Origin of the sequence: Prevotella sp. TF12-30 (assembly GCF_003436715.1) — a bacterium.
GTDB lineage: Bacteria > Bacteroidota > Bacteroidia > Bacteroidales > Bacteroidaceae > Prevotella > Prevotella copri_A.
The window spans coordinates 22,007-37,901 of the sequence record NZ_QSQJ01000041.1 but is presented as its reverse complement, the minus strand read 5'-3'; the positions used below and the strand labels follow the sequence as shown (position 1 = coordinate 37,901).

14 protein-coding genes and 2 pseudogenes are annotated in these 15,895 nt (G+C 42.6%); 10 read left to right on the top strand and 6 right to left on the bottom strand.

All coding sequences use genetic code 11. The features are described 5' to 3' along the window. The first annotated feature begins 69 nt into the window (after nucleotides 1-69). The 5 genes from DXD25_RS13310 (at nucleotide 70) to DXD25_RS13290 (ending at nucleotide 5,899) form a co-directional block, all read left to right on the top strand. On the top strand, nucleotides 70-654 hold the full coding sequence (locus tag DXD25_RS13310; RefSeq protein WP_203052006.1) for a M12 family metallopeptidase: 585 nt from the start codon (nucleotides 70-72) through the stop codon (nucleotides 652-654). Nucleotides 655-850: 196 nt separating this feature from the next. Further along, nucleotides 851-1,096 carry a hypothetical protein gene (locus tag DXD25_RS13305; protein ID WP_181992801.1) on the top strand — a complete coding sequence of 82 codons (246 nt, stop codon included), beginning with the start codon at nucleotides 851-853 and terminating at the stop codon, nucleotides 1,094-1,096. Nucleotides 1,097-1,425: 329 nt separating this feature from the next. Further along, nucleotides 1,426-3,726, top strand: a complete 2,301-nt coding sequence (locus DXD25_RS13300) for a hybrid sensor histidine kinase/response regulator (RefSeq protein ID WP_117663915.1) — start codon at nucleotides 1,426-1,428, stop codon at nucleotides 3,724-3,726. Continuing rightward, complete coding sequence (locus DXD25_RS13295; RefSeq protein WP_117663914.1) at nucleotides 3,723-5,039, top strand: sigma-54 dependent transcriptional regulator; 1,317 nt, start codon at nucleotides 3,723-3,725, stop codon at nucleotides 5,037-5,039. Before DXD25_RS13300 ends, DXD25_RS13295 begins: the two co-directional genes overlap by 4 nt. Nucleotides 5,040-5,269: 230 nt before the next feature. Further along, the gene (locus DXD25_RS13290) at nucleotides 5,270-5,899 is read left to right on the top strand and encodes an RteC domain-containing protein (protein WP_117663913.1); all 630 of its coding nucleotides are present in this window, start codon (nucleotides 5,270-5,272) and stop codon (nucleotides 5,897-5,899) included. 77 nt (nucleotides 5,900-5,976) lie between these two features. Here the strand turns inward: DXD25_RS13290 and DXD25_RS13285 are convergent. The 6 genes and pseudogenes from DXD25_RS13285 to DXD25_RS17475 form a co-directional block, all read right to left on the bottom strand. Beyond that, a pseudogene (locus tag DXD25_RS13285) lies at nucleotides 5,977-7,272 on the bottom strand (TraM recognition domain-containing protein); the annotation flags it as partial. Between the two features lie 115 nt (nucleotides 7,273-7,387). Next, entirely contained in the window at nucleotides 7,388-9,199 is a 1,812-nt protein-coding gene (locus tag DXD25_RS13280; protein ID WP_117663912.1) for a reverse transcriptase domain-containing protein, read from the bottom strand. A 570-nt stretch (nucleotides 9,200-9,769) separates the two neighbouring features. Next, a pseudogene (locus DXD25_RS13275) lies at nucleotides 9,770-10,474 on the bottom strand (YWFCY domain-containing protein); the annotation flags it as partial. Nucleotides 10,475-10,561: 87 nt separating this feature from the next. Beyond that, the gene (mobB, locus tag DXD25_RS13270; RefSeq protein WP_117663910.1) at nucleotides 10,562-11,815 is read right to left on the bottom strand and encodes a conjugal transfer protein MobB; all 1,254 of its coding nucleotides are present in this window, start codon (nucleotides 11,813-11,815) and stop codon (nucleotides 10,562-10,564) included. Further along, nucleotides 11,800-12,219, bottom strand: a complete 420-nt coding sequence (gene mobA, locus DXD25_RS13265; RefSeq protein WP_187360483.1) for a conjugal transfer protein MobA — start codon at nucleotides 12,217-12,219, stop codon at nucleotides 11,800-11,802. The genes mobB and mobA overlap by 16 nt, the downstream gene beginning before the upstream one ends. Before the next feature lie 189 nt (nucleotides 12,220-12,408). Further along, the gene (locus DXD25_RS17475; protein ID WP_254953901.1) at nucleotides 12,409-12,537 is read right to left on the bottom strand and encodes a hypothetical protein; all 129 of its coding nucleotides are present in this window, start codon (nucleotides 12,535-12,537) and stop codon (nucleotides 12,409-12,411) included. Between the two features lie 499 nt (nucleotides 12,538-13,036). On the opposite strand from DXD25_RS17475, the gene DXD25_RS13255 reads away from it, so the two are divergent. From DXD25_RS13255 to DXD25_RS13235, 5 genes are all read left to right on the top strand, one after another. Next, entirely contained in the window at nucleotides 13,037-13,798 is a 762-nt protein-coding gene (locus DXD25_RS13255) for a ParA family protein (RefSeq protein WP_117587563.1), read from the top strand. Nucleotides 13,799-13,803: 5 nt separating this feature from the next. Next, a complete protein-coding gene (locus DXD25_RS13250; RefSeq protein WP_117587574.1) occupies nucleotides 13,804-14,214 on the top strand; it encodes a DUF3408 domain-containing protein in 411 nt (136 codons plus the stop codon). Nucleotide 14,215: 1 nt separating this feature from the next. Next, a complete protein-coding gene (locus DXD25_RS13245) occupies nucleotides 14,216-14,917 on the top strand; it encodes a hypothetical protein (protein WP_117663907.1) in 702 nt (233 codons plus the stop codon). A 22-nt stretch (nucleotides 14,918-14,939) separates the two neighbouring features. Further along, the gene (locus DXD25_RS13240; protein ID WP_233522317.1) at nucleotides 14,940-15,419 is read left to right on the top strand and encodes a DUF3408 domain-containing protein; all 480 of its coding nucleotides are present in this window, start codon (nucleotides 14,940-14,942) and stop codon (nucleotides 15,417-15,419) included. A gap of 160 nt (nucleotides 15,420-15,579) precedes the next feature. Further along, nucleotides 15,580-15,885, top strand: coding sequence for a DUF4134 domain-containing protein (locus DXD25_RS13235; RefSeq protein ID WP_068856396.1), 306 nt, complete (start codon nucleotides 15,580-15,582; stop codon nucleotides 15,883-15,885). Nucleotides 15,886-15,895 lie beyond the last annotated feature (10 nt).

Genomic DNA, 15,895 nt, shown 5'->3' with positions numbered 1-15,895 from the left:
AAGCTGCTTAGCCATTATCTCAAATTTTAACGAACTATTGATATAAAACTACCCAACATTACAGTGCACATGAATGAATCTGCTGTTGAAGGTAGTGGTAGTTACGGCCTTATACAAGGAGGACAGTTCATTAATGTTCCCGCCGCATTGAAGTCTGAATCAGATGATGAGATTCGACGATTCTTCCTCCATGCTTTTTGCAATGCTGCCGGAATGTTCAATGAACAACAGCGCAAGGATCGAGATGATTATGTAACAATCAATCTTAATAATGTAAAAAGCAACTGTAAATCTGCCTTTACGAAAATTACTAAAAATTACACTATGCAGGGAAGTTTTGACTATTTTTCGATAACATTGGCTGCATCTACAGATTATTCAAACGGCTCTGGAAACACCATTATGAAAACAGGCAATTACTCTATTGCCAAAACCTACTCTCTTTCTTATAATGATATCTATTTTTTAAATGAGCGTTATTTGCCTTACATCGCAAGGACAGATAATTATATCGAATTAGATGATACATATTATCCAAATGGTCAAAAACTTACAGAGGCAGAAAGATTACAGTTGCAAACACAATTGAATAACCAAAGAGGATTATACGGTGAGCCTCCTCTAAGCGGTAGAGCAACCTTAATAGAATGGTAATTCAAGGATTGAGTAGATATATAGCCTGCATATTTCATACTCACCTGTTATGCGCATGAGCCAAAGGCGATTTTGTAGGAAACACATTGAAAGTTATGAATATTTACATTTCGAGAATCAAAGATGTCCTTCTCGGTGTTAATCTTCACGTTTCTCAGCCATAAGTACTCGCTATTTCTCTCATTTTTTGAGATAATTGCATAATGAGGGTAATTTAACAGGTGAAACGGCAGAAGCAGAACCAACACCTTATCAAAAGACTGCAAATTGCAAAAAATATGAAGCAGAACTTGGTTGGTATGGATTGATGTCACTAAGTGGAAAAGTCATTACTCCTCCAAGATATTGCGATATTACAGCCATTGGCTACGACTTGTATTTATGTAAAACTGATGATATTAGAGGTGAAGTTCTGAATGGTAAAGGTGTAAGAGTTAGGTAAACGACTCTCTCATTTACTCATTGATAAAGCTGACAACGCAAAAGACTTTTCAATAAGATTCAGAAGGATGGTAGGATTGAAACTCTTGCCATCCTTTTTCGATTAAGTCTCACAATCTACACTTTATCAGCTTTTGGCTTTCTTGCCAATGGTTATTATTCAATAATGGCTCTTATCTTGACGATATGCTGTTTTTACCAAGAAATTACATAAAAGTTGTTATAATATATATAAATATTCGTCTTTGATACTTCCTGCCATTATCTTTGCCGATTAAAATGTTATTGCAAAGCAATAATGAAGTAATAGAAACGTAAAAAGTAAACAACATGGAACGCAAAGAACAGACCGGGCATATCTGTAGATGGATGGCTTTAGGCATCATGACTGCCATCGTCATCGTAGGATGTACCATTGTTATCGGCCTATTTGAATGGCGCGACAGAAAGGAGATTGAGTGTAGAAATGCAGAACTGCATCAGTGGCGAAAGAATGTGCATGACTTAAACTTGCACATAACGGAATTGTCACTGCTTGGTGAAATGGTTGCGGATTGGGACTCAACAGATGTAAATGAGTATCATTCGCTTCGATTGGAAGTGAACAGTATGCTTCAAGGCATCGCAGATATTTGTCTGCAAGAAGATTCTGATACAATCTGCCATCTTCTTGCAGAAAAGGAACAGCTCCTTTTGGATATAAAGGATGCCATGCAGGATCTGAATGCCACTCAAGAAAAGCTGACCGCAGAAGTTCCAAGAATTGTAGAGCAGAATAAGACTGAAAGCAAAAGACTTTCAGCTATGCCACAGCAGGCAAAGCCAAAGAAGCGCGGTTTCTTCAGCAGATTGTTCGGCAAGAAAGAAAATGCAGTAACAACAGGCAACCGTTTAACCCAAACTGAAAAGATGCTCACCAACCTAAACCAAACGGTTGTTGCTAAACATCACCAGCAAAGCCGTAAGGTAGTGGAGATATTGGATAGTCTTGGAAACAGAAATGAAAGTATCAATAAGCAGTTGCAAAGAGTAATCAGCATAGCTGATGAGAATGTGGATAAAGGCATCAAAGTTCGTGAGCGACAAATCGCAGACTTGGAAGGCAATTATACCTATTATTATATAGGGATGATAGGATTGTTGATATTGGTATTTTTCGTATTATTCCTATTGGTATGGCGATTCGCATTCAAGACACGTAAGAGCAAGGAAGAAACAAGAAAGGTGATGCTGACTGTAACGCATGAGATGCGCAGTCCCTTGTCTGCCATCAAGGATTATGCTCGCAAGATTAGCGGACTTGAAGATGCTACGGATGAAAGCAAACGGTATGCCGACTTGATTGTTGACACATCGAAAGGCTTGACTTCTATGATTGACAGTTTCCTGGTTTACTCCAAATTAGCGAATGGAAAGGCGACCGTCAAGGAACGCCCTTTCCGCATGATGGACATTGCCGAGCAATTAAAAATGGAGTATGAGCCCTTTGCTGCGAAGAAACAACTGGAATTGAGCGTCAGCAATAAGGCAGATGGTGTTGTCAATGGAGACAAGGAAAAGGTGCTTACAATAGGACGCAATCTACTTTCCAATGCCATCAAATATACGGGAAAGGGTGAGATAGTATTGTCCACAACCTATAAGAATGGTGTATTCATGCTAAAGGTTAAGGATACAGGAACAGGATTGGATGACAAGCAACAAAAACAAATCTTCAAGGAATTTGCAAGATTGGGAAATGCGGTCACCCAACCGGGATTTGGCTTGGGACTTTCCATTGTCAAGAACCTCGTTTCACTGATGAAAGGAAAAATCGATGTGTCCAGTCACCAAGGGCTGGGAAGTATCTTTACCATTAGTCTTCCTATGGCTGCAGCCGAAAAGCAGAATGTGGAACCAATCCAGTATAGAACGAAACGACAAGATTCGTTTACTGTCATTGCCATTGATGATAGCCATGTGCAACTGAGTACCATCCGTGAGGCTTTTGCATCAAACGGCATTGTATGTGACACTTGTAATAATGCCACGGATTTATTGGATATGATGCGCAAAAAATCTTATGATCTGCTGATAACGGATTTGAAGATGGCTGAAGTGAATGGTATCGAGATTCTGGAAATGATGCGTATGGTGAACGTGCGTAACTCCAAGACCATTCCTGTTGTCGTTATGACAGCAGCACCAAATGTGAGTGAGCAAGAACTGCTTGGCGCAGGATTTGTCGCTTGTCTGTTCAAGCCGATGTCTGACAAGGATTTGATAAACACTGCCAGAAAGTGTGTGAATGGTAAGATAGCAGAAAAACAAATAGACTTTTCTATGTTGCTGACCTACGGCAATGAAAAAGAAACTTTGGAGAATTTCGTAAAGGAAATGACTGACACATTGGGCAGTATCCGTAATGCAGCCCAAGAGGAGAACCGCAAGAAAATGTCCGATGCCATTCACCACGCAAGAAGCTCGTGGATGATGGTACAATCTGACGAGTCTTTGAACTATCTTTTTGACCTGATAGAAGATTCTACATCATCAGACGACGTTATCAACCAAGCGGTTGAGGATGTTTTCGCACATGGTGAGGCAATCATCAAAGCCGCACAAAAGAAAATTGAGGAGGTAACAGCATGAAGAAAGTAATAATCATTGAAGACAGCCCGACATTTTGTAATATGTTGGGCAAGAAGTTGGAAGCGAAGGGATGGAAAACAATCTTATGCTACAATTACAGAGATGGTCTGAAAGCTGTGAAGGAATCCTCTGAATGGGATGTTGTCATTTCGGATATGCGCTTGGGGAATGATAACGGTATCGACCTGTTGGAATGGATGCGTAGTAACGGCTACAAGAATCCATTTATCATCATGACATCTTACGATGAAAGCATGAGTGCCGTGAGGACTATGAAATTGGGAGCGGAAGACTATATACCGAAGAAATTGTTGCTTGATGTAGTTTATGAACGTTTGGAAGAAATCATAGACAAGCAGAAACGACTCGTCGAGTTGAATAACAAGATTGTTTACCGCAAAAGTGAGAAGTTTCGCCGTATATACAAAATGGCAGAATTGTTTGCCAAAAGCGACATGGCTGTTATGATATTGGGCGACAATGGTACTGGCAAAGAACATATAGCGGAAAAGATACATCTGCAAAGCAAAAGAGCCGACAAGCCTTTTGAGGTAGTAGATTGCGGTACGCTTTCTGCGGAACTTGCCGTTTCCGCTCTCTTCGGACATGAGAAAGGGGCATTCACAAGTGCAGACGCAGCAAGAAAAGGTTACTTTGAATTGGCTTCTGGAGGTACGCTGTTCTTGGACGAGATAGGCAACCTGCCGAAAGACGTACAGGCGATGCTGCTGCGTGTGTTGCAATCCAAGAGCTACCGACCATTGGGAGCTACAAAAGACAAAGTGGCTGATGTGCGCATTATTGCCGCTACCAACGAGAATCTGCAAGAGGCAGTTCGGGAAGGACGATTCAGAAGCGATCTGTATTATCGACTTCACGAAGCGGTTATTGAGATTCCACGGTTGCGGGATTGCAAGGAAGATATTATGCCATTAGCTAACTTCTTCCTGAAACTATATGATAGGCATACGGACAAAGAAATAAAATGTATCAGTAAGGAAGCGCAAAGGGCACTTGTAAGCCATACATGGCCAGGCAATGTGCGTGAGTTGAAATCATGTATCATGCGAGCTATGCTGTTATGCGAGAATGAGATAATAGATGTCGAGGACTTGCAGTTGTCACAATCGGCATTGACAGAAGAGGCTTTGGACTTTGATGAACAAGAACGCAAGATCAATCGAGAGCGTATCTTGTGGGCTTTGAAGCAATGCAATGGCATCAAGCGTGATGCAGCAAAAATGTTGGAAATGAGCCATACTACATTCTATACCCGTATGAAAGAGTATGGTATTCCTACTAACAAGTTGTAACGGTATAAGAACCGTGTAAGGAAGATTGGACGAGTGTCCGGTTTTCCTTACACTATTTCTTCTTGCAATTTCCTCGTGAAAATCTTATTCTCTTGAAAAAGTTGCTGATTATCAGGAAATATCATCATCCTATTGTTTAGTCTGTCTTGGAATGGCATAGGTATTGGACTAATAAATGATGTGCGCACAGAAACATCAAATTAGTACAAACCCATAAAAGAGACAGCAACATGGAATACAACATATTGATAGAGACTGATTTTTTCAACTTGCTGAATGCAGGTCATAAGAACAAAGGTGGTAACGCTTTGGAGAACTCATATCGTGAGTTTATCAAGGTTGTGGTTGATTTATGCAGCACCAACGTGAAGCAAGCGGTCTTTGCACTGTCATACGCAGAGACCGAGCTTGACTTTCATCTGTCAATGCCCCATATAAAGGATTGTTTGGGAACCGTAGGCTTGTATGTGCGCAAAGCAATTGCATTTGTCCGCAGAATGCAAGAGCATGTGGCAGCAACATATCATCTTCATGTGACCACATCCACTTCAGAAGCCTCTCCGCCAGTATCATCAGAATCAAAGCCATTAGTAAAATGGACTGGCAATGCCGTTGACCTTGTAGAAATGGTATATGGCATCTGCGTAATGGGAAGCGTGAACGATGGCGATGTGAAATTCAAGGACTTGGCGCAAGCCATGTACCAGTTCTTTGGCATCAAAGCCAAGGACTGCTATCGTTTCTATACCGACATCAGAAGACGCAAGAACCATAGCCGTACTTACTTCCTTGACAGAATGCAGGAGAAGTTGAACGACAAAATGCGAAAGGATGATGAATTGGAAAGAATGAGACGATAAAAAACGATAAATCCCATATATGTATGCAGGGGCGAGTAACTGAAAGGACAATTCCTAAAAGTTACTCGCCTTATTGTTTATTTCTGTATGAGATGCTTTAAGCTCTCGTCACCAGCGATGCGCTCCAGCTCGTCCTTGACAATCAGCTTGACATCCTCCTTGATTTGGTTGTAATTGTCCAGAATAGCTTGCTTCATACAGTCGTTGCCATCGGCATCCTTGAAGTCGTTGATGATGGGGATAGGCTGATAATGGCTTTCCTCTCGCTTTACCTTGTCGGTGTCAACAACAATCTCGGCATGGAAGATCTTCTGCTCTATGCGCTCGGTGAAGTTGTCGGAAACAGAGCCGACAAACATACCTTGGGTGAGTCCGCTAATCTTGCTCGGCGGAATGAGACTGTCCATCTGGGTATTGATAGATGTAGAGACATCCTGACGATTGATGGAAATGGACTGGCGCTTTTGGAGCACCTTGCCAAAACGCTCGGATAAAGTCTTGGCGGTCTCGCCAACGACCTGACCGCTGAAGATGTTACCTACCGTATTGATAACCACCTTTGCCTCCTTGTCTCCATAATCGCGAACCAACTGCGAGAAGTCTTGGAAGCCTAAACACACCGCCACCTTGTTGCTTCGTGCCGTAGCAATCAGGTTATCCAATCCCTTGAAATAGATGGTCGGCAACTCGTCAATGATAACGGATGATTTGAGTTGTCCCTTCTTGTTGATGAGTTTCACGATGCGGCTGTTGTACAAACCAAGTGCCGCACCATAAATGTTCTGACGGTCGGGATTGTTGCCGACACATAGAATCTTCGGTTCTTCGGGATTGTTGATGTCGAGTGTAAACTCGCTTGCGGACATCACCCAGTAGAGTTGTGGTGAGATCATTCTTGAAAGTGGAATCTTTGCGCTTGCAATCTGACCCGCCAACTGCTCCATCGCCCCACCTTGCCAGGCATCCATGAACGGAGATAGGTAGTTCTCCAGTTCGGGATAGCTCGTCAGTATCGGAAAGACATCCTCGTATCTGCGGTTAAGCAATTCGATGGCATGGGGAAAGGTACAATACTTCCCGTTCTTGTAGATTCTTAGGTACCAAATGATGGCTGCAAAGAGGATAATCGGACTCTCCACGAAAAAGTCGCCCTGCTTCTGGACCCACGTCTTGTTGAGGTTGAGCATGATGGTGTATGCACTCTCATAAGCATCGGAAATGTCACTCATGAAATCCGGGTGAATGGGATTGCAGCGATGACTTCTGCGAGGATCATCAAAGTTGATGACATAGAACTGGGGCTTGACCTTATATCCATTCTGATGGTTCATCATGTGGTTGTAGGCAATCGTCGAAAGGTCGGGAAACTTGAAATGTAGGCTAAGCACCCGGCGTCGTATCATGTGAACATGAGCGATTTCCAAATGCTCGCCTCCGAACCGGACGTACACCTTCCAGCGTATCCGGCTCTCCGTTTCGATATTCAGTCTATATTGTACCATAATGGACTTTCTTATGACAACTACTGCACAATGCTATCGTTTTTCTTTTTCTTGCAATCATGAATTGCTTCCAAGGCTCTTTTCCTTTAAGACCTTTGAGTTTTCTCACATGATGCATTTCAAGTCTGTCGGTAGCCCCACATAATTCGCAATTTTGTGCTTTCAGTCTGTCTATAAGACTTGTAGTACTTGAATGGATTATGAAGTTTGGCATCGTTGAAATTTCACTATCCTCAGATGGTTTCAATCTCTTAAAACCGCCATTGTAGAATTTAGCTTCGATTGTTTTTCCTTTCTTGTTTTGGTAACTTATGGTGAAAATGCCGTTTTTTTTGTATTTGCGGCATACCTTTGTTACCTTGCTACGATATTTGGCAGCGAAAGTTTTATACATGCTATATTCCATAATGTGACCAAAGTTATTCATTTGCTTGGCACAGTTGACAGCAATCCCGAAATAATTGTAAAATCCTCTTATTTCAGAATTATATCTTTGGAGAATTTCAAGGTCATCATTGAAATTTAGTTCTGGTCTTGCTTTTGGCTTCCATATTTCTTTACCATTGTGCTTTTTAATTTCCACAACATCATACGCAAGCAGTTTTTTCTTGACCGTGTCTAATGGAATTTTAATTTCAATAGTTTTACTTAGTGACCTTTTCTTTCGACCAAGAGAGTCTCTCTTTGTTGCCGAGCATTTCCGATTTCGGATTTCAAACCCAAGGAATTTAGCAGGTGTTTCCGAATGGGTGATTAGGGTCTTTTCTTCGGACAATTCCAACTTCAGCTTGGTTTCAAGAAATATCTTGATGTCTGCCTTTATATTGGTTGCATCCTCCTTGCTGCCTATTACGCCACATAGAAAATCATCTGCATATCTGACGTATTTCAGTCTTTTGTAATTTTCATCCATGTCATTTCTACTTGAAGTCTTTAGCATAAGACCGTCATACGCTTTAACAAGGCGAAGAGCCTTGTCTCGTTCCTCTGCTGTTTGAGCTTTTTTAAGAGCATTTTTTGCACGTCCTTTCTTACGTTGGTAGTGTCTGTACTGTTTGTTGACCTCTTTCCGTTTCCCTTTGTCAAATCTCACAATGTATTCCTCCATGTATTTATCAAGTTGGTCGAGATATATGTTAGCGAGGATAGGGCTAATAATTCCACCTTGTGGCGTACCGCCATAGGATTTGAAATATTGCCAATTTTCAATATATCCTGCATTTAGGAATTTGCGGATAAGTCGGATGAAGCGGCTATCTTTAATGCGCTTTTCAAGAATTTTTATCATAACATCATGGTTGATGTTGTCAAAAAATCCTTTGATGTCACCCTCAATATACCATTTGGTACCACAAAAGGCTTTTGTAATCTGTTCAAGAGCAGTGTGGCAGCTCCTTTGAGGTCTAAAGCCATGTGAGCAAGTAGAAAACTGCTCCTCATAGATTGCCTCTAAAACCATTCTTACAACTTCCTGCAACAGTTTGTCTTCTATTGCAGGTATGCCAAGCGGACGCATCTTCCCGTTTTTCTTGGGAATATACGTTCTTCTTGATGGCTTAGGCTGATAGCTTTCATCTTTCAATGATGCAATCAACTTGTCAATGCGCTCAAGGCTCATCCCATCAATGGTCTTTCCATCTGTACCAGCTGTCATATTTCCTTGTTTGGGTGCTATGCGCTGGTAGGCAACTGCATACATGTCCTTGTTGTAGAGGATGCGGTACAGACGCTCGTACTTGTAATTCAAGTCCTTGCTATGTTTGCATAGACTGTTTAATACGTTTGTTGAATTTCTCATAAAGTCTCACACTTTAACTCATTAATTGTATTAAAATCTCAACTGTCTCCCTTCGCCATGTACGAGGCTTTCCCTCGCTCGGACTACTACGGAGACTCCGTTGCCTTGCTGTCAAAGTTTACTGACAGTTTAGGCAATCCCAGTTTATAGTGTTTTAACTGTTGGCGTGACAAGTTGTCGGGTATGACTTCCACCTTTTGCTGTATATTACAGTTGCGCTGTATCAAGTTCTTGCTTTCCTTACTCTACGACTGCAAGGAGAGTGATACAGTATGACGATTAGAAACTATCTATACAACAGTAGTTTCCATAGTTACCTTACGTCACAGTTTCCTATATGAACCGCTTAGATTATCATTCAACCAATTCGGGCTTTACCCTCATACTTGTCTTATCATCCCTATTCAGTCTCAGTTTGGTAACTAACTGACTTATAGATGTAACCGACGTGCTACACTCCCTGCCGTCTTTCGTTGGACAGATAAGTCGGTGATGATAGGTCGTTTTCAAAGAACACTTGCCTAATCCTTGCCAAAGGGACGATTAAAACATTACCTTGACTGGCGCACCATAGATATACATTGAATACCCCTTCTCTATCTGCTGTTTGATGTAGTTGTTCACTACAGCAAAGGACTTACCACTACCCGGTGTACCTAACACGATGGTGGCACGGAATGGATTGACTACATTGATCCATCCTCTCTGCCATTTCTTCTTGTAATAGAATCGTGTTGGCAGATTGACGGAATACTCGTTCTCCATGAGTTTGGTCTCCTGCATGAAACTCTCGTTCTCATTATTGAACACATCCTCCATGAGGTTGTGTTTCAAGAGTCTGCTCATCCAGAGTCCTCCCATCAACAGGCAGATATAACCCGCTGTCATTGTAAATATGTACAGCGTGGCATTGCCCAAATTAGATATAGGCAACAATAATATCCACCAGTTGAGGAAGAACAGACAGGAGCCAACGACAAGAACCGTCCAAATCCTGTTCCAACTCATCTTTTCTGCTTTCACGCCCTTGGTTCCCAGACATGAGAGCGCCAGGAGTAAAAGCGAGAACAGCTTGGTGTAGAGGATAGAATGAAACAAGCCACCTGTACGGTTGAAGTTGATAAGGATTCTGTCAACAACCCCGATTGTCACTCCCCATATGTGCATTGCCTCGTAGCAATACCAATACACATTCATAATTGCGAGTATGATACTCACAGCACGGAGAAAATCCATAATTTTCCCCAATGCTCTTAAATCGTCTTCTTGTGCCATTGTTTTTTATTTTGAAGTTATACAAATTGTTTTTGATTGAAGGCTGACTTTCTCCATTGCATAAGAAAGTCAACCTTGATAACACGATTAAAGACTTCGCCCTTTTCGTTTCTTCTTCTTTCTACGCAACTCCCTGTCAAATGCAGCTTCCTGTGCTTCATTTGAAGGACCTCCTCCAGACATGAGTCCAAGACCGCTGCCGTATTCATCGAACAAGCCAGAATCGTGACGCTCTTGTTCTGAGATTGCACCATCTTCCTTTGGAATGGCAAGCGGTATCGGCTGTTCGTTCTCGTAAGGCAAGGTGAAGTGCTCCTGTAGAGCATTGGCAGAAAGATCCGTTCCAAGCCTTGAACCATTGAACACGCTTTGGGTGCGGTGGTCAATGAATGTTGCTCCGTAGATACGGCCGTCAGCTGTATGGCGGAAAACGACATCAATACCCTTTGCTTTCAGCAACTCAACGAACTTATCCTTATGGTAAGTCTGCTTCAAGACTGCTTCCACGCTATGACGGGTCATCTCGGAGAGTTTCTTTTCCTCCTTGAACTTCTTGGTAGAATAAGCGAACCGTTTTTCTATTGCCTCCACACCGACAGATTTGTCAATCTTGGAAGCCTTGAAAGGATTTCCAACTTTGTTGCCCAGTCCGTCAGTGGCAGAATAGACGAAGCCATGATACTCACGACCGCCAACTTCGCCTCTGACCTCCTCCAAGGATATATTATATAAGGAAAGAAGTGCACGGTATTCGCCCAATGATTGGAACCTGTAGGTAGCGCAGAGAGATTTTACGGTGTTGGCAACCTGCTTCTTCACATTGCCTTGGCTTATATCCACCTTACGGAGTGGATTGTCTGCCTGACGTTGCTTGCGGTCTGCCTTGTGGAGATTGTACTTCTCCTCCAAGTCACGGGTGATAGCCTTGCTCCTATGGTAGTTGTATCGGCTATCCAAACACTTGCCGTTTTCATCCACTCGGATGGTCACGATGTGCATGTGATGACGGTCGATATCCTCATGCTTGTAAACCATGTATGGCTGGTTGCCATATCCCATGCGCTCCAAGTATTCCCGTGCGATGTTCTCCATCTCCATATCCGTCAGCACATCATCAGGATGCGGATTCAGGGAGATATGCACGACAGGCTTTTCCGTTCTGATGTGCGGAGAAAGGTATCGTTGGAAATCACGCAAGGCATTGGCGATGCTCGTCTTTCCCGAACAATCATCGAAGATCTTGTTCGTTGCCAAGAGCTTTCCCTCTTCCTTGTTAATCTTCTCACCATTGTATGCCAGTGCGCCATACAATGAACTTCCGAAACTTATCTTTGCGACCATCTTTCCTCAAACTTACGGGTTAATTCAACAATCTCACGGGTAAGAGAGACCAGTTCCCTGGTGCAGTTCTCCAGCTTATAGAGCAAAGCCATCGCCTTTTTTTCTGAGAAATGACAACGGAGTTCCTTGACAACCTGGTTGTAGTTGTTGCCAATCATTCGGTACTGCGAGTGAAAAGAAGAAAGCTTGGTGTAGTATTCCACCAATGTCTTGTCCTCGCGCAGCACCTTGAACGGCTCGCCGAAGATGCGTGCCTTGGCAAAGACAGCCTTTGCTTTCATATCAGTCTGCTCATACATGACGAGGAATTTCATCCACTCGTCATCGTCGAACCGAAGCATCACATGGTGCGACTTCGGGTTCAGCTTGGGGATTCGTCCCCCTCGTTTTCTTTCTGTGTTCATATTAAAATGGATTAAGTGGTACATGCGGCAATAATGGAATTGCACAAACTATCGTCAGATTGGAACATGGGGAGCCCGACTTCGGAGAGGCTACCAACCCGGCAGGGCAAGGTCTTTGGAGAGTAACTCCAAAGGTTTTGAGTAACTCAAAACATACCTTGCTATGTCTTTGAGGACATAAAAATCCGCTTAGGGTGGATTGAAGTTAGTCTTCGTAAGAAGCTGTCCCCATCCCGAATGGAAGCTGTTCGGGAAATCCAGTCCTTTGCGGAGCATCAAGCCTTGTTCTTCTCGGAACGATATGGATGCGCTATCCATCGCTTTGCCTTTCGGGTGCAAAATTACGGCTAAAAAAGCGCCCTTGGAACAGATGCACCCCAGACAACCACTGCAACTATCGGCAACATGCTGCCACAGGATTTGAAAACCATTGTTTTTCGGAATTTTCATTGTTACTTTGCAGCGTGAATGACAGACATACGTGTCTTGAATGATGCAAAATATACGGTATGTCCAAGTGCTCCAATGCAGTCATATAAAACGTATTATATGTAAGATGATAAAACGTTTGACATGCAAACAGAATGATATGGCTGCACGGAAAAGGAATGACATATAGGTGTACCATAAAACATTACAGTATGAAATTAGACAGACATTAAAACTGCTTGTCTGATACGAATACAGAATGATTGTCAAGGATGCCTGTATGTTATATGGAATACAGACCTGCATCGTAACATATTGTCTGTATCACCAACAAGAATACAGTATATTATAACAATAAACAAGATGTATAACTCATAAAAAGACAAACATGAAGAAAGAACCAACATTCATCGCCTTCTCCACCCAAAAGGGAGGGGCTGGCAAGACAACACTAACGGTGTTGATGGCAAGTTACCTTTATTATGTCAGAGGCTACGATGTCGTGGTGGTTGACTGCGACTTTCCACAGTTCAGCATCAAAGACATGAGAGAACGTGACATGCAGAGTATCGAGAGCAACGAGTATCTGTTGAGACAGACACATGAGATGATGAAACGAACTGGCAAACCTGCCTATCCAATCGTGGAGAGTCGTCCAGAAGAGGCAGTGGAAACTGTTAAGCCTTTCTTGGATATGGATACTCCGCCAGACTTCATCTTCTTCGACCTCGCAGGAACGATTGACAATCTCGGCGTGATAGATACCGTTGCTACAATGGACTACATCTTTTGCCCAATTACGGCAGACAACGTGGTATTGAGAAGTTCCATCATGTTCGCCAGCCAGTTGAATGATATGTTCGTCAGTGTCGGAAAGACCAATATCAAAGAGTTGAATATGCTTTGGAATATGGTTGATGCAAGAGAGAAGACAGACCTCTATGAGAAAGCTGGTCGTGTGATGGACGGATTGGGCTTGTCGGTTTTGGATACATTCATTCCCGACAGCAAGCGATTCAGAAAGGAATGTGCTGAGGATGGCAACAAAGCGGTATTCCGCTCCACAATCCTTCCTCCCGACAAGCAGTTGATAAAGGGCAGCAACATAGAGAAACTTGCTGACGAAATTCTATCAATCATCAAGAAGTAATGTGTATGGCAAAGAATCTGAAAGTAAACATCGACTCGGAAGAGTTCAGAAACTCATTCCGACCACACATGCCACCAAGCAGGGCGTCAACGGAAGAACCTATACAAAAGGAGGCTCCAAAGAACGAAGTCAGCAAACCGAAAGAAGCGATACCTTCCAAGGGTACTTCATATCTCATGGATGAATACCAAGAAAGGTACATCCGCAGGTCTGAGAATCCTGCTCGTTCTGGCAAGATGACATACATCCGAAAGGAGTATCATGAAACCATCATGCGCCTCGTGTCTGTCATTAACCGTGAGGACATGTCCTTGTCGGGTTATATAGACCATGTGCTGACAGAACATTTTCAAAAGTATGGGGAAGTTATCAAAGAAGTGTATAAGAAGAATAACAAGGACATAATCATGTGGTAATATGGGAATAATGTTAGTGATAATTGTGCTCCTGTATTTTGTATGGAGCATAGCAGTTTTGGTGTTTGATGCCGACATCTGGCTTAGAAACAAGTTGGGAATAGAAAAGGTCAAGGTTGAACCTAAGGAGAACCCACCTATTCCTGCGGATGACTTCATCGTCAGACACATTTATACCGTCTCACCGAAAAAAGTCCCAACGGAAACTGTGCAAACTAAGCAGGAGGACGAGGGTGAAGTGATAAAGGAAAGTGAGGTTACATTCGAGGAAGACAGTTCTCCGAGGAAGTCCGCTCGCATCCCTGATGATAAGTTGGATGAAGTTTTCACAAATACACGCATTGAGGATGTTGGCGTGAAGTATGATGAATCGGAAGAAGAAGCAGTTGTTGAACAAGCAAGTGGCAATAGCTTCGAGGAGATAGACAAGGCTGTTGAAACGGCAAGCAAGCAGAATGCCACAAACAAAGAATGTGCTCATGCTGGCAAGGTGTTTTCTGAAATGGAAGGCAACGAGCTTTTCAACATGATAGCGGAGCGTTCCCAGATTATCAAACGCAGAATGAACGCGTTGATGGAATTGCACATGTCGAACATTTCCTCCGTTAAGCCAATGTCGGAAAAAGTAACAAAGGCTATCGAAAAGAAGAAACTTGTTGTTCCTGAAGACTTCAAGGATTTCAATATTAGAGATTTTGTATAACAATTAAAACGTAAGAATTACGATGAAAAAAAGAAACAGTGTTAAAAGACAAATTCCTTCGATAGATGACAAGGAGTTGTATGAGATTTACATGAGAAATCATGATGAGTGCAAGAAGAAAATTCATAAGCAGATTGACGCTTGTCTTGATGAGGCATTTCCAAACAGTTCTTCATACAAAGAGAATGATTTGGAGGGGGATGTAACATTTGGGAATTTCGAGATGGGACAGTTTGAACCAATTGATAGAACGGAGAAAAACCGTAGCGAGCAGTATGTAGATAAGTTCATGGTAGATGCAGACTTTACTGTAAGACCAAGAAAACAAATCTATATCAGAGAAGAGACCCATGAGCGCATTATGAAGCTTGTGAATGTCGTTGGCAAGGGACAGGTTTCCATGTCAAGTTACATTGATAACATAATCAACGAGCACTTCAACGTATATGATGCAGAAATTAAAACTGCATTTGAGAAAAGTATAAAGGCATATGGCCTCTAACTATAATTTTAATGTACGACTGCAATGAAAAAGAAAGACTACGGCTAAAATCTCAGCTCGCCACTGAATCCACAAGTCGGCATCATGCCGCATGAGTAAACAAAAGTATCAACCGCCAGCCGGGATCATCCAATCCCCAAGGCACAGAAAAAAACGATTTATGAACAAGAAAAACAGAATCATTCTTCTTGCTGCGATGATTGTCGCAGCCGTATCACAAACATTCGCGCAAGGCAACGGACTTGCAGGTATAAACGAGGCAACAAGTATGGTGACCTCCTACTTTGATCCAGGCACGAAGCTCATCTACGCCATCGGTGCCGTGGTGGGTCTCATCGGAGGCATCAAGGTGTATGGCAAGTTCTCGTCTGGCGACCCCGACACGAGCAAGACTGCCGCAAGCTGGTTCGGAGCCTGCATCTTCCTCATCGTGAGTGCAACCATCCTCCGCTCATTCTTCCTATAATATAATAAGG